The organism is Bacillus sp. T17B1 (genome assembly GCF_026796395.1).
Taxonomy (GTDB): domain Bacteria; phylum Bacillota; class Bacilli; order Bacillales; family Bacillaceae; genus Bacillus; species Bacillus spizizenii_A.
In genome coordinates, this window is the sequence record NZ_JALAYA010000029.1 from 1 (window position 1) to 22,094 (window position 22,094).

23 protein-coding genes, 1 pseudogene and 1 riboswitch are annotated in these 22,094 nt (G+C 41.8%); of the genes and pseudogenes, 17 read left to right on the top strand and 7 right to left on the bottom strand.

Going from position 1 to position 22,094, the window contains the following annotated elements; translation table 11 throughout:
- Positions 1 to 49 precede the first annotated feature (49 nt).
- Entirely contained in the window at positions 50 to 370 is a 321-nt protein-coding gene (locus MOF34_RS14005; protein ID WP_268400551.1) for a YkvA family protein, read from the bottom strand.
- Between the two features lie 204 nt (positions 371 to 574).
- On the opposite strand from MOF34_RS14005, the gene spo0E reads away from it, so the two are divergent.
- Together spo0E and MOF34_RS14015 are read left to right on the top strand one after the other, a co-directional pair.
- Entirely contained in the window at positions 575 to 832 is a 258-nt protein-coding gene (gene spo0E / locus MOF34_RS14010) for an aspartyl-phosphate phosphatase Spo0E (RefSeq protein WP_268400552.1), read from the top strand.
- An 85-nt stretch (positions 833 to 917) separates the two neighbouring features.
- Positions 918 to 1,338 (top strand): annotated as a pseudogene (locus MOF34_RS14015) (hypothetical protein).
- Between the two features lie 27 nt (positions 1,339 to 1,365).
- Here MOF34_RS14015 and kinD read toward each other — a convergent pair.
- Entirely contained in the window at positions 1,366 to 2,886 is a 1,521-nt protein-coding gene (gene kinD, locus MOF34_RS14020) for a sporulation kinase KinD (protein WP_268400553.1), read from the bottom strand.
- Between the two features lie 192 nt (positions 2,887 to 3,078).
- Between kinD and mhqR the strand changes: the two genes are divergently transcribed.
- Positions 3,079 to 3,516, top strand: a complete 438-nt coding sequence (gene mhqR, locus MOF34_RS14025) for a MarR family transcriptional regulator MhqR (protein WP_268400554.1) — start codon at positions 3,079 to 3,081, stop codon at positions 3,514 to 3,516.
- Positions 3,517 to 3,553: 37 nt separating this feature from the next.
- Here the strand turns inward: mhqR and motB are convergent, their stop codons facing one another.
- From motB to clpE, 3 genes are all read right to left on the bottom strand, one after another.
- Entirely contained in the window at positions 3,554 to 4,339 is a 786-nt protein-coding gene (gene motB / locus MOF34_RS14030) for a flagellar motor protein MotB (RefSeq protein WP_268400555.1), read from the bottom strand.
- The gene (gene motA, locus MOF34_RS14035) at positions 4,311 to 5,123 is read right to left on the bottom strand and encodes a flagellar motor stator protein MotA (RefSeq protein WP_268400556.1); all 813 of its coding nucleotides are present in this window, start codon (positions 5,121 to 5,123) and stop codon (positions 4,311 to 4,313) included. The genes motB and motA overlap by 29 nt, the downstream gene beginning before the upstream one ends.
- Positions 5,124 to 5,510: 387 nt before the next feature.
- Entirely contained in the window at positions 5,511 to 7,610 is a 2,100-nt protein-coding gene (gene clpE / locus MOF34_RS14040) for an ATP-dependent protease ATP-binding subunit ClpE (RefSeq protein ID WP_268400557.1), read from the bottom strand.
- A gap of 366 nt (positions 7,611 to 7,976) precedes the next feature.
- Here clpE and MOF34_RS14045 point away from each other — a divergent pair, with 366 nt between their 5' ends.
- The 6 genes from MOF34_RS14045 to MOF34_RS14070 all read left to right on the top strand — a co-directional run bounded on the left by MOF34_RS14045 (position 7,977) and on the right by MOF34_RS14070 (position 12,625).
- On the top strand, positions 7,977 to 9,020 hold the full coding sequence (locus tag MOF34_RS14045; RefSeq protein WP_019714197.1) for a membrane protein: 1,044 nt from the start codon (positions 7,977 to 7,979) through the stop codon (positions 9,018 to 9,020).
- A 141-nt stretch (positions 9,021 to 9,161) separates the two neighbouring features.
- Positions 9,162 to 9,206, top strand: a riboswitch (PreQ1 riboswitch).
- A 130-nt stretch (positions 9,207 to 9,336) separates the two neighbouring features.
- Positions 9,337 to 9,996: a 7-cyano-7-deazaguanine synthase QueC gene (gene queC, locus MOF34_RS14050; RefSeq protein WP_003218610.1), complete on the top strand. Its 660-nt coding sequence runs from the start codon at positions 9,337 to 9,339 to the stop codon at positions 9,994 to 9,996.
- Complete coding sequence (queD, locus tag MOF34_RS14055; RefSeq protein WP_072182858.1) at positions 9,989 to 10,438, top strand: 6-carboxytetrahydropterin synthase QueD; 450 nt, start codon at positions 9,989 to 9,991, stop codon at positions 10,436 to 10,438. The genes queC and queD overlap by 8 nt, the downstream gene beginning before the upstream one ends.
- On the top strand, positions 10,431 to 11,162 hold the full coding sequence (queE, locus tag MOF34_RS14060) for a 7-carboxy-7-deazaguanine synthase QueE (RefSeq protein WP_268400558.1): 732 nt from the start codon (positions 10,431 to 10,433) through the stop codon (positions 11,160 to 11,162). Before queD ends, queE begins: the two co-directional genes overlap by 8 nt.
- Positions 11,163 to 11,179: 17 nt before the next feature.
- Entirely contained in the window at positions 11,180 to 11,677 is a 498-nt protein-coding gene (gene queF / locus MOF34_RS14065) for a preQ(1) synthase (RefSeq protein ID WP_003218613.1), read from the top strand.
- A gap of 657 nt (positions 11,678 to 12,334) precedes the next feature.
- On the top strand, positions 12,335 to 12,625 hold the full coding sequence (locus MOF34_RS14070) for a DUF3219 family protein (protein WP_268400559.1): 291 nt from the start codon (positions 12,335 to 12,337) through the stop codon (positions 12,623 to 12,625).
- Between the two features lie 121 nt (positions 12,626 to 12,746).
- On the opposite strand, the gene MOF34_RS14075 is transcribed toward MOF34_RS14070, so the two are convergent.
- A complete protein-coding gene (locus tag MOF34_RS14075; RefSeq protein ID WP_003232446.1) occupies positions 12,747 to 12,932 on the bottom strand; it encodes a YkvS family protein in 186 nt (61 codons plus the stop codon).
- Between the two features lie 165 nt (positions 12,933 to 13,097).
- On the opposite strand from MOF34_RS14075, the gene MOF34_RS14080 reads away from it, so the two are divergent.
- From MOF34_RS14080 to pfeT, 5 genes are all read left to right on the top strand, one after another.
- Positions 13,098 to 13,292 carry a hypothetical protein gene (locus tag MOF34_RS14080; protein ID WP_003218622.1) on the top strand — a complete coding sequence of 65 codons (195 nt, stop codon included), beginning with the start codon at positions 13,098 to 13,100 and terminating at the stop codon, positions 13,290 to 13,292.
- A 299-nt stretch (positions 13,293 to 13,591) separates the two neighbouring features.
- Positions 13,592 to 14,227 carry a cell wall hydrolase gene (locus MOF34_RS14085; protein WP_268400560.1) on the top strand — a complete coding sequence of 212 codons (636 nt, stop codon included), beginning with the start codon at positions 13,592 to 13,594 and terminating at the stop codon, positions 14,225 to 14,227.
- A 117-nt stretch (positions 14,228 to 14,344) separates the two neighbouring features.
- Entirely contained in the window at positions 14,345 to 15,682 is a 1,338-nt protein-coding gene (gene ykvU / locus MOF34_RS14090; RefSeq protein WP_268400561.1) for a sporulation protein YkvU, read from the top strand.
- A gap of 50 nt (positions 15,683 to 15,732) precedes the next feature.
- Entirely contained in the window at positions 15,733 to 16,230 is a 498-nt protein-coding gene (stoA, locus tag MOF34_RS14095; RefSeq protein ID WP_268400562.1) for an endospore biogenesis thiol-disulfide oxidoreductase StoA, read from the top strand.
- Positions 16,231 to 16,462: 232 nt separating this feature from the next.
- On the top strand, positions 16,463 to 18,376 hold the full coding sequence (pfeT, locus tag MOF34_RS14100; RefSeq protein WP_268400563.1) for a metal-transporting ATPase PfeT: 1,914 nt from the start codon (positions 16,463 to 16,465) through the stop codon (positions 18,374 to 18,376).
- 38 nt (positions 18,377 to 18,414) lie between these two features.
- Here pfeT and MOF34_RS14105 read toward each other — a convergent pair whose 3' ends face one another.
- Positions 18,415 to 18,618, bottom strand: coding sequence for a hypothetical protein (locus MOF34_RS14105; RefSeq protein WP_019714206.1), 204 nt, complete (start codon positions 18,616 to 18,618; stop codon positions 18,415 to 18,417).
- A 164-nt stretch (positions 18,619 to 18,782) separates the two neighbouring features.
- On the opposite strand from MOF34_RS14105, the gene papB reads away from it, so the two are divergent.
- The 3 genes from papB to glcT all read left to right on the top strand — a co-directional run bounded on the left by papB (position 18,783) and on the right by glcT (position 22,052).
- Positions 18,783 to 19,877 (top strand): di/tri-peptidase, encoded by a 1,095-nt coding sequence (gene papB, locus MOF34_RS14110; protein ID WP_268400564.1) that lies wholly within the window; start codon positions 18,783 to 18,785, stop codon positions 19,875 to 19,877.
- Positions 19,878 to 20,157: 280 nt separating this feature from the next.
- Positions 20,158 to 21,123, top strand: a complete 966-nt coding sequence (locus tag MOF34_RS14115; protein ID WP_019714208.1) for a LacI family DNA-binding transcriptional regulator — start codon at positions 20,158 to 20,160, stop codon at positions 21,121 to 21,123.
- A gap of 62 nt (positions 21,124 to 21,185) precedes the next feature.
- Positions 21,186 to 22,052, top strand: a complete 867-nt coding sequence (gene glcT / locus MOF34_RS14120; RefSeq protein ID WP_019714209.1) for a glucose PTS transporter transcription antiterminator GlcT — start codon at positions 21,186 to 21,188, stop codon at positions 22,050 to 22,052.
- The last annotated feature ends 42 nt before the right edge of the window (positions 22,053 to 22,094 follow it).

The following is a 22,094-nucleotide window of genomic DNA, read 5'->3' on the forward strand; positions in this document are numbered from 1 at the left end:
GATTTTCTCGACAGCCTGAGCCCCGTTCGAAGAACGGGGCTTTTTATATTTATTGCAAACGCCACTTTTCATATTGTGACATTTCTTTTTTAATTAGCATCCAAATCAAACCTAAAACAGCTGCATCGTCAATGATTCCAAGACCGAGTATAACATCTGGAATGATATCGAGCGGCATGGCGATATATAAGATGGCAGCAGTTAGAAAAAATAGGGTTTTAACCTGGGAACGGGGATAGTCGCCATTTCTCCAATCGTGAAGCATTTGAAAAAAAATAGTGGTGTACTGGATACATTTTTTTCGGTTTTTCCTTTTTAACATCGCTTTTCCGCCTGCCGCTCCAAGCATTATTGCTTTCTTTTTCTTCATCGGGCATACCTCCTTGCCTGGCAGCGTGTTTAAGATATTCTTCACCTGGGTATTGTTCTTCTAATCCTATCAATATATCTATTATACCTGAAAAAAATAACTTATTTAATGAAAATATGTTTACAAATAAAGTATAATCTGTAATAATGCACAATAACCCAACCAAACTTGTTTCCTATTTCTTAGCGGCGAGGGGTGAAGTGAATGGGCGGTTCTTCTAAACAAGAAAGATTGTTGGTGTCTATTGATGAAAAAAGAAAGTTAATGATAGATGCCGCTAGAAAGCAGGGATTTACAGGGCATGACACGATCAGACACAGTCAGGAGCTGGATTGTTTAATAAATGAATATCACCAGCTCATGCATGAAAACGAACATTCTCAAGGGATTCAAGGCCTTGTAAAGAAATTAGGCTTGTGGCCCCGCAGAGATGTTATGCCGGCATATGATGCAAATAAATAGTGGCACTATCAAATGCATATATAAAGAGAGAGCTTTTCAGAAGCGCTCTTTTTTTCTGGACAAATTTATTTGAAAGAGGGAACTGATGAAAGAACTGGCGATTCTCATTACTGAAATGGTCCAATCAATTTCATGACGCTTTTATTTCATTATGCGGAATGTTTGGCATTCATTTAACCGACAAAGAGGTGCATTTTTGGGTGATCGGCATTTTTGGCAGCATCTTTTTCGGCGTCACACACGCTGTGTTTTCATGGCTTTCTAAATGGAGCATGACAGCCTTGTCCTTTATCTATACGTTACAGTGATCATTGTTATCGTTCTTGAGATTGACATGCAGCAAAAAGTGACGGGGAGAGGGAATATGAGTTTTTAGATGCCACGGAAGGTTTAAAGGGGTTTTTACTATTCTTTATGTTTTTTTGCTTCTGAAATTGCTGTTCCGCTTCATCAAAATACTCTCTTCTGGCAGAACAGCAAGCAAGTCGGCCCGGTCACGAAGATAAAAAAACCCTCCTGACACGGTCAGGGGGCTATGAAGCGGATATGGGGAGGGTGATCGTCACCTCTGTGCCTCTTCGCACTTCACTTTCGATATGAATAGAGCCACCGTACATCAGAACGATCCGTTTACATACGACAAGCCCGAGACCGGTTCCTTTTTCTTTAGAAGTAACAAAGGGAAGGAAGATATGATCCAGCATTTCCTGAGAAATCCCTTCACCGTTATCCACAACTTTGATAATGGCTTTTTTATCCAAAGTCCCCAGGGAGATCGTCAGTTTGCCTCCTTCAGGCATTGACTCGAGGCCATTTTTTGCTACATTTAAAATCACTTGTTTAATATGATCTTTGGTACATTTTACGAGTAAAGGCTGCTCAGTTAAATACTGTAATTCGACCTCTACATTATATAGGTTACCCTCGGAATAGATGATCGGCATAATTTCACCGATAATATCCTGAAGCGAATTCAGCTCCCATTTTTCAGCTGTCGGCTTGCCGAGAACGAGAAATTCACTCACAATTTGATTAATGCGCTTTATCTCTTGTTCGATAATGGAGAAGTAAAGCTGATCTTCTTCACCTTTATATTTCTTTTGCAGCAGCTGAATAAAGCCGCTTATGCCGGTGAGCGGGTTACGGATTTCATGGGCAGTGCTGGCAGCAAGCGTTCCGATCAGCTCTAATTTTTGCGCTTCATTTTCTGAGCGCTCCAGCTGTGTCTGCCGCTTCAGCAAATAATACAGCACGAGAATAAAAAGGATATTCAGCAGAACAATACTGCATGAAAGCGGAAGCACAAGGCTTTTTGTCAGTTCTTCTATTGTAACCGGGTTGGGATATACTTTCATATTCCAGCTGATATCATCGAGATATCCGCTGACGGGCTTCTGATCTATTGCATGGGAGGGCTGTCCGCTCGAAAAAATCATTTTTCCATCTTGGTTCACTACTTCAATATAAACATCAGGGCTTAGTAAGTTAATGAGATTTTTCAGATAATCAATTTGTATAGCTGCGACAAGATAATTTGTCACATCTCGTTTTGAGTCCAAAACAGGGACACAAATTGTAAAAATCGGCTGACCTGTAATTCTGCTCGAATAACTATCTGAAATGACTGTCTTCTTTGTTTCCTTTGCTTTTGTAAAAAAAGATCTGTCAGCCAGGTTTACTTTCATTTTTAATTCTGTTGTGCTTGCGGTGACGTCTCCTTTGGCATTTAGAAAATAGAGACCGGAAAATCTCGGCTCTGAATCAAAGGTTTTTTCCAAAATCGACTGCATTTTCTTTATATCAACCGGTCTGTCAATGGCGATGGACAAGGAGGTCATTCTCGCCTCTGTTTCTCCGATTAAATAATTGATTTTGTTGCGGTGAAGGTTCAGCAGAACACTCGCTTCTTGCTTATGTTCTGCTGCTATTGTATCTTTTTCTTTTTCATATACGAAAAAGCTGATGACGATTGCCGGAATCACGACCAGTATCATATATAGTTTGACTCTCCCGCAGGCGCCTTTTAGTATTTTCAATTTGCATCGCTCCAACATACACCTGATTAGAGGTATTATATCATTGTTTCTTCTTCTTTAATAAGAAAAAATAACCAAAAAAATGAGAAAAAGATGTTGAACAGTTTATAGTATAAAAAAGAAGAGAAATATTGGAAAGATTTTTATTGACATTTCGGTCTTTGTTTATTAATGTTTCTCTGTAACGGTTTCTAAAAGGATGATTGAGACATGACAGAAAAATCACTGAAGTTATTTATCGTGCTGTCGCGCGCGTATCGGTCCATTAACGATCATATGAACAAGCATATTCATAAGCATGGACTAAACCCGACTGAATTTGCTGTACTAGAGCTGTTGTACCATAAAGGCGATCAGCCGCTGCAGCAGATAGGAGATAAAATTCTCTTGGCTAGCGGGAGCATCACATATGTAGTTGATAAGCTGGAACAAAAAGAACTCCTCATTCGGAAAGCGTCTCCTACAGACAGACGAGTGACATTTGCACAAATCACTGAAAAAGGCATCAGTCTTTTGGATGGTATTTTCCCCGATCACGCTGCTGAAATTGATGAAATGATCAGCGTATTAAGCGAAGAAGAGGTAGAGATGTGCACCGACATGTTAAAAAGAGTAGGATTAAACGCAAAACAGTTTCATAATAAGTAAAAAAGGAAGCCTGATATGTCACAGGCTTCCTTTTTTACTATTTTTCATTTGTTTCCGCTGCGCCTCTCGGCAAGATGAGAACTTCAACACGCCGGTTTTTGCTTCGGCCTTCCGCTGTTTTGTTGGAAGCAACCGGTTTATACTCACCGTACCCCTTGGCACTGAATACTCTTGCATCGAGCTTAGGGTTTTCAATGAGAAGCCCCATAAAGTTTACCGCTCTCATAACGCTTAAATGCCAGTTTGATTGGAATTCAGAATTTTTAATTGGCATATTATCAGTATGTCCGCTTATAATGATATTTCTTGGCGGATTAATCACAAGAAGATTTGAAATCTCTTTTGCAAGCGGAACATCTTCCTTACGTATGTCCGCTTTTCCAGAATCAAAGAAGATACTGTCTTTAATCGTAATCAGAAGACCTTCACTAGTCATCTTCGTTTCCAGCTGATGTTCCAGCTTTTTATCTTTGATGAACTTTTCCACCTGGCTCTTCACATTTTCAAGTTCTTTTTGATCAGCGGCTTTTTCTTTTTCTTGCTTGTTTTTCTCTTTCTCTTCTTTATCCTTTTCAACTTTATCAATTCCGTCTGACTCGTTTTCTGGAGGGGTGACACTGGAGTAGTCCATTACTCCGGTGCCGCCAGTAAAGACTTCATTAAATGATTTTGAAAGCATCTGAAACTTAGCTGCGTCAATCGAACTGCTCGCGTACAGCACAATAAATAATGCCAAGAGAAGAGTAAGGATATCGGCGTAAGGGACGAGCCATGATTCATCAACGTGTTCGTCCTCATGCTTCTTCTTCTTTTTTCTCGCCATTTTGCGCCTCTCCTTGTTCTGCAAATTTCAAGCGGTCCTTCGCAGGAAGATACATTAAAAGCTTTTGTTCGATGACTTTTGGTGCCTGTCCTTCTAAAACGGATAAAACACCTTCAATCATGACTTCACGCAGTTTTACTTCTTGTTTTGATTTGCGTTTTAATTTATTTGCGAAAGGATGCCATAATACATATCCCGTAAAAATACCGAGAAGAGTGGCGACAAAGGCTGCACTGATAGCGTGTCCAAGCTCATCTGTGTTATCCATATGAGAGAGGGCGGCAATCAGTCCGATTACAGCGCCTAGTACTCCAAGTGTCGGCGCGTACGTTCCCGCCTGTGTAAAAATAGCGGCTCCGGCTTGGTGCCTGTCCTCCATCGCTTCGACTTCCTCGGTCATGATATCTCTGATAAATTCTGCACTTTGACCATCAACAGCCATGCTGAGCCCGTTTTTCAGGAAGGCGTCATCTACATCCTCAATGCTTGCTTCTAAAGCAAGCAAGCCTTCGCGGCGTGCAAGCTGGGCCCAGTCAGAGAACATAGGAATGAGCTCCTCTATCGTCAGCTGTTTGTTTTCTTTAAATAACACTCGGAACAGCGCAGGCACTTTTTTAATTTCCTTGGTTGGGAACGCAATAACGACTGCTGAGATTGTCCCGGCGATAATAATTAAAATGGCGGCTGGGTTTGCAAGCGCGCTGAAACTGACGCCTTTCAGAACCATCCCCACGCTCAATGCCACAAAAGCAAGAATAATACCGATTAACGAAGTTTTATCCATAGTTTTCACCAAATCCTTTTTTACTAGCTTGTCTATGGTTAATATCGGTTTTGGTGCCCGGAACTTTAGGGACATTGTGAATTTGTTCATGAAATATTCAAGGAAGAGGCATAGAAGGGAGAAATAAACAAAACGGGCCTTTCAAGGTTGAAAAGCCCTAGAGTTTAGCGGTATTGAATGTGGCAGTTTGTTTGCAAGCTGTCCTTTAGACGGTTTTCATATATTAATAGAAATAAATATTCACTGTATATAAACATGTTCCATCCCTCCTTAAGAAAAGTGTAAAGGATGAAGGGAAGTAATGCTTCGGGGGAAGGGACGGTATTTTCTCATTCCAGAGTATGAATCCGCAAAAAAGCGGCTTCCTAAATAGGAAACCGCTGATTGTTATTTCGCTTGTACTTTGATTGTATGATCCTCTGCAGTGACGTGAAAACTTGTGATCTCGTTATTGTCAAGCAGCAGATCGGTCATTTTATCCTCAATCCATTCTTGAATGGTTCTTCTGAGCGGACGTGCGCCGAATGAAGGGTGGTAGCCCAGCTCAGCGATTATTTCTTTCGCTTCGTCTGTCACATTCAAGCTGATGCCGCGTTCTGAAAGTGTGTCTTCAAGTTCTCCAAGCATCAGGCTGACGATTTTGACCAAATGTTCTTTTTCCAGTGAGCGGAACTCAATAATGCTGTCAAAACGGTTGAGGAACTCAGGTTTAAAGAACATGGACAGTGAATCAATCAATGTTTGTTCTTCAATAACACTGTCATCTGATTGGAAACCGACTTTCGTTTGTTTCTCACCAGCACCCGCGTTGCTCGTCATGATAATCACAGTGTCTTTAAAGCTTACGGTTCTGCCTTGGCTGTCTGTCAGACGGCCGTCCTCCATAATTTGCAGGAACATATGCTGAACGTCAGGGTGTGCTTTCTCAATCTCATCCAGCAACACGATGCTGTATGGATTGCGGCGCACTTTTTCTGTTAATTGCCCAGCTTCCTCATGGCCGACATATCCAGGCGGTGAACCGATAATTTTAGATACGGCGTGTTTCTCCATGTATTCGCTCATATCGAGGCGGATAATGGCATCTTTCCTGCCGAATAATTCATCTGCCAGTGTTTTAGAAAGCTCTGTTTTCCCTACACCGGTAGGACCGACAAAGAGAAAGGAGCCGACTGGTCTGTTTTTGGATTTTAATCCTGCGCGGCTTCGTCTTACCGCTTTTGCCACTTTTTGGACAGCAGCTTCTTGTCCGATCACGCGTTCACGAAGTTTTGCTTCAAGTTCTTTCATTTTAGTTTGTTCATCTGCCTGCAGTTTGCCGACAGGGATGCCTGTTTTTTGTTCAATGATATCCTGAATGTGCTCAGCTTCCACAGTGACAGCGGAATGAGCAGAAGAGCTGTTCAGCTTCTTCTCTAATGCAATTTCTTCATCACGGAGTTTTGCCGCCAGTTCGTAATTTTCTTCTTCCAGGGCTTTTGTTTTTTCGGCTTTAATCGCAGTTATGCGTTCAGCCGCATCTTCATCATTCAGCTCATCAATTAACAGATTGGCTTTAGAACCTGCTTCATCTAATAAGTCAATCGCTTTATCCGGCAGGTGTCTGTCTTGAATGTAACGGGATGATAAAGTCACACAAGCTTTGATTGCTTCATCACTGAATGTCACGCCATGGTATGCTTCATATTTGTCTTTGATCCCTTGCAGAATGAGGATGGCCTGTTCGATTGAAGGCTCCTGCACCATGACAGGCTGAAAACGTCTTTCCAGTGCGGCATCTTTTTCAATTTGACGGTATTCTTTCAGTGTTGTCGCACCGATGACTTGCAGTTCGCCTCTGGCAAGCGCAGGTTTAAGAATGTTGCCTGCGTCCATTGATCCTTCTGCAGAGCCTGCACCAACGAGAAGATGAATTTCATCAATGAACAGAATGACATTTTTTCGTTCTTTCAGCTCTGTGATCAGCTGTTTCATCCTCTCTTCAAATTGGCCTCTGATCCCTGTGTTTGCAACAAGGGATGCAACATCAAGCAAGTAAAGCTCTTTATTTTTCAGTTTGTTTGGAACATCACCTTCAGCAATTTTTAACGCAAGCCCTTCGGCGATGGCAGTTTTCCCTACACCCGGCTCACCAATCAGAACTGGATTGTTTTTGTTGCGGCGGTTCAGAATTTCGATCACGCGCGCCACTTCTTCATCACGACCGATGACGGGGTCAATGAGAGCTGCTTTTGCACCGTTTGTAATATTTTGAGCCAGCTCATCAAGCAATCCTTTTTTCTCGCTTTGTTTTGCTGCGCTATGTTCTTTCGGCTGGAATGCATGTTCAAACGGAAAACCGAAAGATTGAGGACCCATGCTCATTGAAGGTTTACGAGTCAGTTCGTTATAGCAGGTTTCACATAGAACCATATGTTTATGAACGGAATTTATTTGCATGTTAAGGCGAATCGTCGCCTCGTTCTGATGACAATGTTGACAACGCATTTGCCATAACCTCCTTAAAAGTTTGATCTTCTTTGACTAATGAATGTGAATAAAAAGGTCGTTTGGGTTTGACCTTCTTTGACTATTAGTATACGGCAAACTTATCGGCTTTCAAAACCATATGCTCAAAGCAATCTGACTATTTGACCAACTTTGACCAATCGGTTTTTAAAAAAGGCCGGTTCGTTTGACCAACTTTGATTCATAGTATACTCTGACCATCTTTGACTTTCAAGTCTTTTGCATAAAAAATTTTTGATTTGTTTACCCAGTAAAACATGTTTTCTTCGTCTTTTCAATGAACTTGTCTCATAGGTTATAAAAAGGCATATATGGACAAAACTGCGGTTCGTTCGGAGGGGAGAAATGGAACAATCAAAAGGGTCTGCAAGTCAGCTTGCTTTTGTGTATGTCGGCACAGTAGTCGGAGCTGGATTTGCGACTGGCAGGGAAATTGTTGAATTTTTTCTGAAGTTCGGCTGGTTCGGTTTATTCGGTATTATCATCAGCGGCGGGATGTTTACGTTTTTGGGGGCCAAGCTGATGATCATTTCAAAGCGAATCAATGCTAAGTCATATCAAGAAATGAATATATTCTTGTTCGGGGCGACAGCTGGGCGGATTATCAATGTGTTTATGCTATTTGTCCTCCTCGGTGTCACATCTGTTATGCTTTCTGGGGCAGGGGCACTTTTTGAGGAGCAACTGGGGATGTCTGCTCAGATTGGGATGCTGATTACAATCGGATTGAGCTTAATTGTGATGACTAAAGGGGTAAAAGGCATTTTCGGCGTCAATGTGTTTGTTGTTCCTCTTTTGATTATCTTTTCTATGATTGTGGTGGCCGACTCTTTTATTTTCAGTGAGTCGCGGAACGCAGCACAGTGGGTCTGGCCGCATCGCTGGGACTGGCTGTTGTCAGCGGTTTCTTACGGTGCTTTGAATTTATCGCTTGCCCAGGCTGTATTGGTTCCGCTGGCGAATGAAATGCCATCGGAAAAAGTGATAAAAAAAGGCGCTTTAATCGGAGGCACCATGCTGACGATTGTGCTGTCCGCGAGTTTTCTGTCTTTGTCGACACTCCCGGATGTATTTTTATATGATATACCGATGGCTCAAGTGGTTTATCTCTTTGCGCGATCTGTCCATTTGATTTATTTGCTCATTATCTTCGGTGAAGTGTTCACATCAGTTATCGGCAATCTATATGGGTTGGAAAAACAAGTGCAGAGCTTTCTGCCTATGAAAAGCAAATATATCTTTGCAGCCATTATGATTACGGCTTATATCACGAGCCAAATTGGATACGGCAAGCTGATTTCAACGATTTATCCCTTGTTTGGCTATGTGAGTTTGGCCTTCATAGGCGCCCTGATTTGCAAAAGGTCTCCCCGGCGGCGCAGTTTGTAACATACATATATAATGAAGCGAGCCGTCATTGCAGAACGATGCTTGAACGGAAAGCTAGGGGCTGACTTTTTTTATTGTCAAGAAAAACAACAGTATGGTAAGATAGCAGAAGTGAAAAATTGAAGAAAATCCGTTCGATATGCGGGAGAGGTTCTAGCTACACCCTCTATAAAAAACTAAGGACGAGCTGTATCCTTGGATACGGCCTTTTTTATGTTTTTCTAGAGCACCTTCCGAAAAGGTGTTTTTTTGTGTGTGAATCAGCTGTAGCGATGTCTCTCGCCGAAAGTTTTTATTGCGGAGAAGGAGAGGAATCATGAAAAAAGAAAAAGCAATTGTCGTGTTTAGCGGCGGTCAAGACAGCACCACGTGCTTACTGTGGGCTCTAAAGGAATTCGAAGAAGTCGAAACGGTGACTTTTCATTACAATCAGCGTCATTCGCAGGAAATTGAAGTGGCAAAATCCATTGCAGAAAAGCTTGGTGTGAAAAACCATTTGCTCGATATGTCACTTTTAAATCAGCTTGCACCGAATGCTCTGACAAGAAATGATATTGATATAGAAGTGAAAGACGGCGAATTGCCATCCACATTCGTTCCGGGCCGCAATTTGGTATTCTTATCTTTTGCGTCTATTCTGGCATACCAAATTGGCGCGCGCCACATTATTACAGGAGTTTGCGAGACAGACTTCAGCGGTTACCCTGATTGCCGCGATGAATTCGTGAAATCTTGCAATGTAACAGTAAACTTGGCGATGGAGAAACCGTTCGTGATCCATACGCCTCTCATGTGGCTCAATAAGGCAGAAACGTGGAAGCTTGCAGATGAGCTTGGCGCGCTTGATTTTGTAAAAAACAACACACTGACATGTTATAACGGCATTATCGCAGACGGCTGCGGCGAATGTCCGGCATGCCACCTTCGTTCAAAAGGGTATGAAGAATATATGGCGATGAAAGGAGAGCGTGCATAAATTGTTATCTCAAATTTATCCGCAGGCCCAGCATCCTTATTCATTTGAATTGAATAAGGACATGCACATCTCAGCTGCTCATTTTATCCCTCGGGAAAGTGCTGGAGCGTGCAGCAGGGTTCACGGGCATACGTATACCGTAAATATTACCGTTGCCGGCGACGAACTTGATGACTCCGGCTTCCTTGTGAATTTCAGCGTACTCAAAAAACTGGTGCACGGAAACTATGATCATACGCTTCTAAATGATCATGAAGATTTTTCTCAGGACGACCGGTATTCGCTCCCGACAACTGAAGTCGTGGCGAAAACGATTTATGACAACGTACAGGCTTATTTAGACACATTGGAGAATAAGCCGAGCTGTGTACAGGTGTTTGTCCGTGAAACACCGACAAGTTACTGTGTCTACCGTCCGAAAAAGGGTGGTTTGAATGGCTAAAGGAATTCCTGTATTAGAAATTTTCGGCCCGACGATTCAAGGAGAAGGCATGGTGATCGGACAGAAAACGATGTTCGTCCGTACAGCCGGCTGTGACTATTCCTGCAGCTGGTGTGACTCCGCCTTTACTTGGGATGGGTCTGCTAAAAAAGATATTCGCTGGATGACGGCTGAGGAGATTTTTGCCGAGCTTAAGGACATTGGGGGAGACGCGTTTTCACACGTGACGATCTCAGGCGGCAACCCGGCCCTGTTAAAACAGCTGGATGCTTTTATAGATCTGCTGAAGGAAAACAATATCCGTGCAGCTCTTGAAACCCAGGGGACTGTTTATCAGAATTGGTTTACGCTGATTGATGATTTGACAATTTCTCCAAAACCGCCAAGCTCAAAAATGGTGACGAACTTTAATAAGCTTGATCACATTTTGACTTCACTTAAAGAGAATAATAGACAGCATGCTGTCAGCTTGAAGGTAGTCATTTTTAGTGATGAAGATTTGGAGTTTGCTAAAACGGTGCACAAACGTTACCCGGAAATCCCGTTTTATTTACAAGTCGGTAATGATGATGTGCATACAACAGACGATCAGTCACTGATTGCACATTTGCTTGGAAAGTATGAAGCGCTTGTTGATAAGGTAGCTGTAGACGCGGAGCTGAATCTGGTCAGAGTGCTTCCGCAGCTGCACACCCTGTTATGGGGCAACAAACGCGGAGTATAATAGAAAGGAAGATAAATATGACGACTAGAAAAGAATCAGAATTAGAAGGTGTCACACTGCTTGGCAACCAAGGAACAAATTATTTGTTTGAATATGCGCCGGACGTGCTGGAATCCTTCCCGAATAAGCATGTAAACCGTGATTACTTTGTAAAATTCAACTGCCCTGAATTTACATCTTTATGCCCGAAGACAGGACAGCCTGACTTTGCAACAATCTACATCAGCTACATCCCTGATGAAAAAATGGTTGAAAGCAAATCATTAAAACTGTACCTGTTCAGTTTCAGAAACCATGGTGACTTCCACGAAGACTGCATGAACATCATCATGAATGACTTGATCGAATTAATGGACCCGCGCTACATTGAAGTATGGGGCAAATTCACGCCAAGAGGCGGTATTTCCATTGACCCGTACACAAACTACGGAAAACCGGGCACGAAGTATGAGAAAATGGCTGAATACCGTATGATGAACCATGACTTGTATCCGGAGACGATTGATAATCGCTAATTTTTTCGAAGTGATACGGAGTGTGCCTCGTAATCAAAGTGACCTCGCCTTTTTGGCGGGGTTATTTTTTTGTTCATTATTTCGAATTACATACGCAGTTATTAATGCGATCATACGATGGGGGTATATTTATGAGAGAGGTGGTTACAAATAACAAACGACCATGCAGTTTCAGAAGCCGAGTAACACACGGCTCCTCCTTCGATGCATGAGGAGAGGGTTAAGCTGACATATGTTTGAGGGCATATAAGAAATAAAATATCGGCGGCGAAACTTATACGATAGATAAAGAGGAATGGTTAATGATGAAGGATATTGCAGATTGTCAACTTATAAAAGTTTTGAGTGACGGGCTTTCTAAGTGTTTTTTTTTGCCATCTTTTGGATATGATGGTTGTTGGATGAAAGATATACTTATCTAAAAGTGTTTGTTTTTTATAAAAAAGACGAGTGAATTCGGGGGGCTCACTCGCCGCTTTCTAATGAAAAGACGGGATGCTGGATGGCAGCTCGTCTGTTTTATTATAGTTGATCGAACGTATGTTTGTAAAGGTGTCTTTTCTAAAGAATTGGTAAACATAATAGATCAGTACAGATTCATTGTAAACGTTCGTTAAGGTATGCTAAGATGCATGAACGGTAAAGGAGTGATATGAAGTGAAAACATTGCGATTAAACGATGTACCGTTAGAAATAGCTGCATATCAAGAGGAGAGCGAGCCGAAGCGCAAAATTGCATTTACACTAAACGTTACGAGTGAGACTTATCATGATATCGCTGTCCTGTTGTATGAAAAAACGTTTAACGTGGAGGTTCCGGAACGAAATCTTGCCTTCCGGGGGGAGATTACAAATTATTCAACGTCATTGATCAACCTGTATGAAGCAGGATCTGCCAGCGAGTTCTATATAGAAATAACGGAAATAGACAAAAACGCCGATTCATAATCGGTGTTTTTGATGTAAAAAAGCTGCCGGCCGGCAGCTTTTGAGAAAGCGAATTTCATATGTAAGGTGTTTAATTGATCGTCTTGCAGCTTTTGCGAATGAATGTGGAAATGAGGAGGTTTTAATAGGAGTCTCTGATGATCTTGTAATTTTTATGATTAACAACTGTCAATGAATCTAACTCAAGATCCCGATAGTTATCCATGATCGTCACATCAACGATAACAGAATTCTCATTTACTTTTTCAACAACACCGGTTAATCCGTTTTTAAATTCAATGACGTTTCCAACCTTAGCGATTTTCACAAGCTTCCTCTCCTTTAAACATAATAATGCCTTTTGAAAGTATTTTGCAGTATTTTCATTGAGAAGTAAAGCGATAAGGAGTTTTATCTCTCTAAGGAATTGTCCTGACGTTATAAAGATGATATATTGATTTTCGTCAATAGAAAGAAAAAGGGGGAATTTTTGTTGCGTCCCGAAGAGATTACAGAAATGATTGAACAGCTGCGCACCGGCGCAATAAATGAACTGAGAGTTCAGAAAGAGCATTTCCTGGATTTCAGGGCTGTGTTATCTAAACAAGATGATTTTAAACATTTCCGAGGTATTGCCCAGCAAGGTGGAGATGTAATATTTCAATACTTAGAACAACCAAGAAGCTAAAGGTTTCTCATACGTGAGATGCCTTTTTTTCATATATGACAGAATGTAGATTCTTTATTACAATCGACTGCAATATATGTAATCAAAATGTAAAATACCATAAATGGATAATTGTGTTTTAAATTAACAATATTTATGTAATTTAAAGCTATTTTTTCTTCCATTAACCAGCCGGTCATCCGGTAAATTCCATCCTGATGCCTCCTTGGGAGAGTTGGAAAATCTTTTTCCGTGAAAATGAATAGATCCCTTGTTAAGGTTATGAAGTGTTTTTTTGAGCACTTTAAGGAGGAAACTGTATGACAACGAAATTCACTGCTCTGGCTGTTTTTCTTCTTTGTTTCATGCCTGCAGCAAAAATTGAACATACACATGCTTCACTAATGAGCACAAAGAAGACAAAACATGAAGAAGCGAAATGGCTTACACATATAGATCAAGACAGAGACGAATTTTTCCCTTCACTGTCTGCTGATAAGGATCAGAATAAAATAAAGCCGATCAAGCTATCAGCACACACTGAAAAGGAAGAGAAAGACAAAGACAAGCCGGCCAAAACATCTGAAAAGAAAGAAACATATACACAGTCTGAAAAAGATCTGCTGTCCCGTCTCGTTCACGCAGAGGCTAAGGGAGAATCCTATAAAGGCAAGGTCGCCGTAGCAAGCGTTGTGCTGAACAGAACGGAGAGAAAAGGTTTTCCTGATACTATAAGAGGGGTTATTTATCAGAAAAACGCCTTTGAACCGGTCGCAAACGGAAGCATTAATCAAAAGCCTGATAAAGAATCGATTGCTGCTGCCGAAGAAGCACTGTCCTCAAAAAGTAGAGAAACAGATGCCATATTCTTCTATAATCCGAAAACAGCGTCAGATGATTGGATTCGTTCAAGAAAAATCATAGAAAAAATCGGCAGGCACGTTTTTGCCATCTAAGCATAGAAGAGACAATTTGTCTCAGCTGTGCTTTTTTACATATAAAGAGTAAAAATAAAATAATTTTTGAACTTGTCTCATATGATGTTGGTAGTACAAGAGACAAGGAGAGACTTCATGAATCGATTTGTGAAAGGGATCATTCTTTTATCCATTGCCGCCTTTTTCGCTGAATGCCTTGAATTTGTCGTGAATATGATTTTGGCGCGAGAGCTTGGCGAGCACGGGATGGGGCTTTACATGAGTATTTTGCCCACGATCTTTTTAATTATCGTCATCGCAAGCCTAGAACTGCCAATCTCAATTTCTAAATTCATTGCCGAATCAAACCCTAAGCTTCATGAAAGCATGCTGAGGCACGCATTCAGAATGACGGTCGTTTTTACAGCGTTTTCTACCGCAGCTGCCAGTATTGCTCTTCCGTTCATTCCGGTATTTGATACATACCATCCTTTTATTAAAGGGATTGTCATCGGCTTAATTCCTATTGTCGCCTTTACTTCAATTGCAAGAGGGTATTTTATGGGTGTGCAAAAAATGGGGAAGATCGCAATCGCCAATGTGCTGAAAAAAATCATCCAGCTCTTGTGCTTATTCCTCTTTTTTCAATGGTACTCATTTGAGTTGAATACGGCTGTGCTGATTTCCTTGTTTGTCCTCGTCGTGAGTGATGTGGTTGTGCTTGTTTATTTATATTCACAGTTTATCATGGCGAGGCGGGCGGTATCCGGCCAGCAGCACATTCATTTACGCGGAAAGGATGTAAGAAAAAGACTGCTTGCCGTTTCCATTCCTACAACGGGGCTTCGTATTTTTCATGCAGTCGTCAATGCGATTGAACCCTTTTTAGTAAAAGGAGCGCTTTTGGCTGCGGGCGTTGCCGGGACAGCGGCGATCGATCAATATGGAATGCTGGCCGGTGTGGCTGTGACGATAGGGTCGTTCCCTGCTTTTATTGCCCATTCGTTAATGGTTGTCATGATACCGAGTATTTCGGAAGCTTATGCCCTTTCGCAATATGACATCGTATTAAAAAGACTGAAGCAGTCGATTTTCATTACGTTTGGCTATGGCATACCGGCCGTCTGGATCATGTTCCAGTTTGCGGAACCTCTCACACATTTGTTTTTCCATTCCCCTGAAGCGCAGTATTACTTGCAGCTGTTGTGGCCCTACTTTCTTTTTCATCTGTTTGTCATGCCGCTGCAGGCGTGCTTAATCGGAATGGGGTTTGTAAAAGAGGCTTTTTATCACAATGTGTGGAGCCATATCGTTGCCCTAAGTATGATGTATGTGCTGGGGTCAATGGAGAATTTGCAAATGCTCGGGATTATCCTAGGGATGAACACCGGGATGATTTTGCTGACGAGTCTTCACTATACACAGATTTGCAAAGTGCTGCGGGTGTCTGTTTTCCTTACGGGAGGAAACAGAACGCCGCGAATTGAAGGATGATAAAGAAAAAGCAGGGGCAAGCTAATTGAAAAGCATGAAAGGAAGATTCCATGTTAACGAAGCGCTTGCTAACTATATGCCTTATGTTGTTGGGGATGATTGCATGGTTTCCTGATGTGGCAGCCGCTGAGGGTAAACAGCCTGCAGTTCCTGCTGTTTTTCTTATGAAAACGATAGAAGGGGAGGATATCTCGATCCCGCATAAAGGGCAAAAAACCATCCTGCATTTTTGGACTTCTTGGTGTCCGCCCTGCAAAAAGGAGCTTCCCCAGTTTCAATCGTATTATAATATCCATCAATCCGACGGCGTAAAGCTGGTAACGGTGAATTTAGTGAACTCAGAACAAAATCAGCAAGCCGTTGAAGACTTTATTAAAACAAACAAGCTGACGTTTCCGATCGTTCTTGATTCAAAAGGAGAATTGATGAAGGAGTATCATATCATCACGATCCCAACATCATTTTTGCTGAATGAAAAGGGGGAAATTGAAAAAACAAAAATTGGCCCGATGACGGCCGAACAGCTGAAAGAATGGACGGAAGAATAGCTGAGAGCACTGACTCTCAGCTATTTTTGTTTAATAAAGAATTATGGATTTTAATGATAATTATTATCAAGAAGAAATTAAAATAATTATAATTGAAATTCTGATTGCGCATGCTATAATAAAGGAAGACATCAAGAAGTAACTGACATAAAGCTGCCTTTTGGGCGGCAATTTTGTTTTTATAAGAGAAATGAAGATGATTTACGTTCTCAATTAGAGAGGAGAATTTGATATGAATGAACAAGTTATCGTTCAACACGATCCGCATGAGTCATTAAAAACAGAGCAGAAAGAAAAAAACTGGGCACAGCATGCGGAGCTTATCGCAGCACTCGTGTCAGGCGCTCTTATTTTGGCGGGCTGGCTCTTATCCGGATATCAAGTATTATCAATAACACTTTACTTGCTGGCTTTTGTGATCGGCGGATTTGCTAAAGCAAAGGAAGGAATTGAAGAAACGCTCGAATCCAAAACGCTGAATGTAGAACTTTTAATGATATTTGCTGCAATTGGTTCCGCCTTGATCGGATACTGGGCGGAGGGTGCTATTTTAATATTTATTTTTTCCTTAAGCGGAGCTTTAGAAACATACACGATGAATAAAAGCAGCAGAGATTTAACTTCTTTAATGCAGCTTGAGCCTGAAGAAGCAACGCTGATGGTCAATGGCGAAACCAAAAGAGTTCCAGTGTCGGAATTAAAGGCCGGTGATATGATTGTGATCAAACCCGGAGAACGCGTAGCGGCAGACGGTATCATTGAATCAGGATCAACAAGCATTGATGAGTCAGCATTAACTGGTGAATCAATGCCTGCAGAAAAAAACACCGGCGACGCTGTATTTACGGGAACAGTGAATCGCAACGGCTCCTTGACCGTCCGTGTTACGAAAGCAAATGAAGATTCGTTATTCAGAAAAATTATCAAACTTGTTGAATCTGCGCAAAGCAGTGTTTCACCCGCACAAGCTTTCATCGAACGATTTGAAAATGCTTATGTAAAAGGTGTGCTGATCGCGGTGGGGCTCTTGTTATTCGTGCCGCATTTTGCAATGGGCTGGAGCTGGAGTGAAACCTTCTACCGCGCAATGGTATTTATGGTTGTCGCCTCACCTTGTGCTCTTGTCGCCTCTATTATGCCGGCTGCGTTGTCCTTGATTTCAAATGGCGCTCGCAACGGTATGCTTGTGAAAGGGAGTGTCTTCCTTGAACAGCTTGGCTCTGTGCAAATGATCGCGTTTGATAAAACGGGCACTGTAACAAAAGGCCAGCCTGCCGTTGAGACGATCAGAATTGCAGAAGGATTCAGTGAAGCGGAAGTTCTTGAGGCCGTCTATGCCATCGAATCGCAATCAAGCCATCCGCTCGCTCAAGCAATAACTACATACGCTGAAAGCCGCGGCGTAAATCAGTCCGGCTACATATCTATAGAAGAAACATCAGGGTTTGGCGTTATGGCAGAAGTGTCGGGCGCGAAATGGAAGATCGGTAAAGCGGGTTTTATCGGCGAGGAAATGTCAGCACAATTTATAAAACAAACAGCATCAGATGTCATTCGAAACGGCCATACGATTGTATTTGTCAAAAAGGATAATCAAATTGCGGGCTGTATCGCTCTGAAAGATCAAATCAGGCCCGAAGCAAAAGAGGTCATGGAAGAATTGAACCGATTAGGGATTAAAACGGCCATGCTGACAGGTGATCATGAGGACACGGCTCAAGCGATAGCGGACGAAGCCGGCATGACAACTGTTGCTGCAGAATGCCTGCCTGACCAAAAAGTGAATGAAATTATACGGTTAAAAGAAGAAGTCGGAACGATTGCAATGGTCGGTGACGGAATTAATGATGCGCCTGCACTTAAAGCGGCGGATGTCGGCATTGCAATGGGCGGCGGAACAGATGTCGCCCTTGAGACCGCTGATATGGTACTCATGCAAAACGATTTGAAAAAGCTCGTAAACATGTGCCGTTTGTCACGGAAAATGAACAGGATTATCAAACAAAATATCGTGTTTTCTCTAGCTGTGATCTGCTTGCTGATTTGCGCCAATTTTTTGCAGGTGATGGAATTGCCATTTGGCGTGATCGGTCATGAGGGGAGTACGATTCTGGTGATCTTAAACGGGTTAAGACTCCTAAAATAAAAATTAGCAGTCCAATTGGGCTGCTGTTTTTTTATGTATCAAGCTTTTCCTTCTTTTTTGTCTTTATCGGATCTTTTTGTAACCATGATGAGAGCGAGAATACAGCATAGGAAACCCGCTGCACAGCCTATAATGGAGCTGTAATAATAAAAACCGACCATCTTCATACCGATAAAAGGAGCGGAAATTCCAAAAACCGTTAAGAACATAACTGCTTTTCGTCTGAAAAAATTCATCAGCAAAACGGAACAACTCCCTGCGCTTGAACTCTACTGTCAGTATACAGGAAGCGGGGCAGGAAATAAAATGGATCGAAAACGAAGGCGCCGCGGAAGGCAAACACCTGTAAAACCTGTTACAATGAAAGACAGAATAAAGCATTGCAAATGGCAGGGAGGAACTAGAAGTGAATAGAATACAACGCGTCTCTTCATGGCTGAAGGAAGTGGGGCATACTGCCGCATTTATCCATACGAAGGAGAATGTTTTTTACTTAACCGGTTTTTACACAGAGCCGCATGAAAGATTAATGGGTTTATTTATTTTTCAAGAAGAGGACCCTTTCTTTGTTTGTCCTGGAATGGAAGCAAACCAGGCCCGCAACGCAGGCTGGAATCACGAAATCATTGGTTATGCAGACCATGAAAATCCGTGGGAACTGATAGAGAAAGCCTTGAAAAAGCGAAATATCAGCATACATACACTCGCGGTAGAAAAGGATTCGATCTCACTAACACGTGCAGAACAGCTGAAGCATTCAGTAGGCGGTGCTCAATTTGTTTCAGCAGAAGAAACACTTAATCAATTTCGCCTGATTAAAGACGACAATGAAATTCGTTTGCTGAAAGAGGCGGCAAAGCTTGCTGATTACGGTGTTGAAGTCGGCACAGCTGCTTTGCGTGAAGGCATCAGTGAAATGGAAGTGCTCGCTCAAATCGAGTATGAGCTGAAGAAAAAAGGAATTCAGGGCATGTCTTTCTCCACAATGGTTTTGTTTGGAAAAAAATCAGGCCAGCCTCACGGAAATCCGGGTACAGCCACGTTGAAGAGGGGTGATCTTGTTTTATTTGATCTGGGTGTTATTCTTGATGGCTACTGCTCAGATATTACAAGAACGTTTGCATACAAGACTGTCAATCCGAAGCAAGAGGAGATTTATGAGACCGTGCTTCAAGCGGAAAAAGCCGCGATTGACGCAAGCAAACCTGGTGTCAGAATCGGAGATCTGGATTTAACTGCCCGCGCAATTATTGAAAAAGCAGGGTATGGAGATTATTTCCCCCACCGGCTGGGACACGGACTCGGGATATCTGTCCATGAGTACCCATCTATGAGCCAAGCCAACGATACACTGCTGCAGGAAGGCATGGTCTACACGATCGAACCCGGGATTTATGTGCCTGAAATCGGCGGCGTGCGCATTGAGGATGACGTTCATGTAACAAAGGACGGAGCGGTTGCTCTGACCCAATATCCAAAGGAATTAATCATACTGCCGTAACTGGAAATAAAAAAGGACTTTGTTCTCGACATCGTCCTTTTTTATCTGCATTAAATAAAAAAATCATCAAATGTTCGAAAGGGTTTAATTTCATGTTTTTGATTGAGAGGTTTTACAGCAAGACAGCTGCCGCCGAGAACAGTCAGACATAATCCAATTAAAATGAAGAAACCCATTTGATCTTCTCCTTTCAGCTAAAACACAAAATATGTCTGGTACGTTCCTATCATATTGTATGAAACGCATTCCAGATCAAGGGAATTTAGAAAGAAGGGAATTTATGGCTAATATTAAAAACATTGCAGAGAAAGCCGGTGTCTCCGTTTCAACGGTTTCCCGAGTCATAAACAATCATCCTTACGTCAGTGAAGACAAAAGAAATAGAGTGCTTGAGGCAATGGAAGCATTAGAGTACACGAGAAATATCCACGCTGTACATTTATCGAAAGGATTTTCAAATATGATTGGCGTTGTCTTGCCAACGGTTAATCTGCCTTATTTTGCAGAGCTGATTGCAGGTATTGCCGACGCTGCCGCGGAATCCGGGATTCACCTCTCTTTATTCCAAACAAACTATGATGTACAGAAAGAAATCTTTGCGCTGTCCCAATTAAAGCAGCGACAGGTTGACGGGTTAATTTTTTGCTCAAAAGCGCTTTCTGATGAAAAAATCCTGGAATGGGAAGGCCCGATATTGCTTTGCCAGAATTCAGATATCGGACGTTTTCCAACCATCAGCATTCCTCACCAACAAGCATTCCGGTACGGCTTGGACTATTTAATTGCCAAAGGGCATAAAAAAATAGCCATCTGTTTGGCAAGAAAAAAAGGCATGAATAGCCATTTTCGAATTAAAGCTTATAAAGAAGCATTGGAAGAGATCGGAGAAGCATTTCATGAAGACTGGGTGATTGAGAAAGCGGTTTCAATAAATGATGGCAAGGCACTTTTTCACAAGTGGAAAAAGTGGAAGGAAAAGCCGACGGCTCTTTTCGTTGCCAATGATCAAGTTTCAGCAGGGCTTTTACTTGAAGCAAAGGCTCAGCGGCTATCAGTACCGGATGAGCTTGCAATCTTAAGCATTGATAACCATGAAATCAGCGAATCGCTTGGTATCACAACGATTGATATTCAGACAAAGGAAATGGGAAAGCAGGCGTTTGCCATGCTGAAAAAAAGAATTCAGCAACAGCCGATTGAAAAGAAAGTTCTCGATTACCGTCTCATCGAAAGATCGACTGTTTAGTGAAAAGGTCGAAAAAAGGTTTGACGCGCATTCCGTTCGTTATGTACGATATGAGGTATTGAATGACAAAGGAGCTGAGGATCGTGAATGGGTCCTTCACAGTGAAAAAGGTACTGAATAATAACGTCTTAATTGCTTCTCATCATAAATACAGCGAAGTCGTTTTAATCGGAAAAGGTATTGGTTTCGGTAAAAAACAAGATGATGTCATTGAAGATAAAGGCTACGATAAAATGTTCATTTTAAAGGACGAGAAGGAACAAAAGCAGTTTAAAAAGCTCCTTGACTATGTTGATGAACAGCTCGTTGATATTTCAAACGATGTCATCTATCACATTAGTAATAGGACAAACCACTCATTAAATGAACATATTCACATTGCGCTAACAGACCATATCGCATTTGCGATCAAAAGGCAGCAACAGGGCTTTGATATGAAAAATCCATTTTTAATGGAGACTCAGTCACTTTATCCTGAAGAATACCAAATCGCCAAAGAGGTCATAGACATGATCAATGAAAAAGCGGGAATCTGCCTCCCGGAAGGGGAAATCGGCTTTATTGCTCTGCATATCCATTCAGCTCTGACTAACCGTCCGCTGTCCGAAGTCAATCAGCATTCGCAGCTGATGGCGCAGCTTGTCGAGGTGATTGAAGACTCGTTTCAAATGAAAGTAAACAAGGAAAGTGTCAACTACTTACGGCTAATCAGGCATATCAGATTTACAATAGAAAGAATCAAAAGAGAAGAACCGACTAAAGAACCAGAAAAATTAATGTTGTTATTGAAAAATGAATATCCGCTATGCTACAATACAGCTTGGAAATTGATTAAAATCTTGCAGCAAACATTGAAGAAACCAGTTCATGAGGCGGAAGCGGTTTATCTGACGCTTCATCTGTACCGATTAACCAATAAAATTTCATAAATTCAGTTTAACCTTATAACGTGTTACTGATCCGATCAGGCA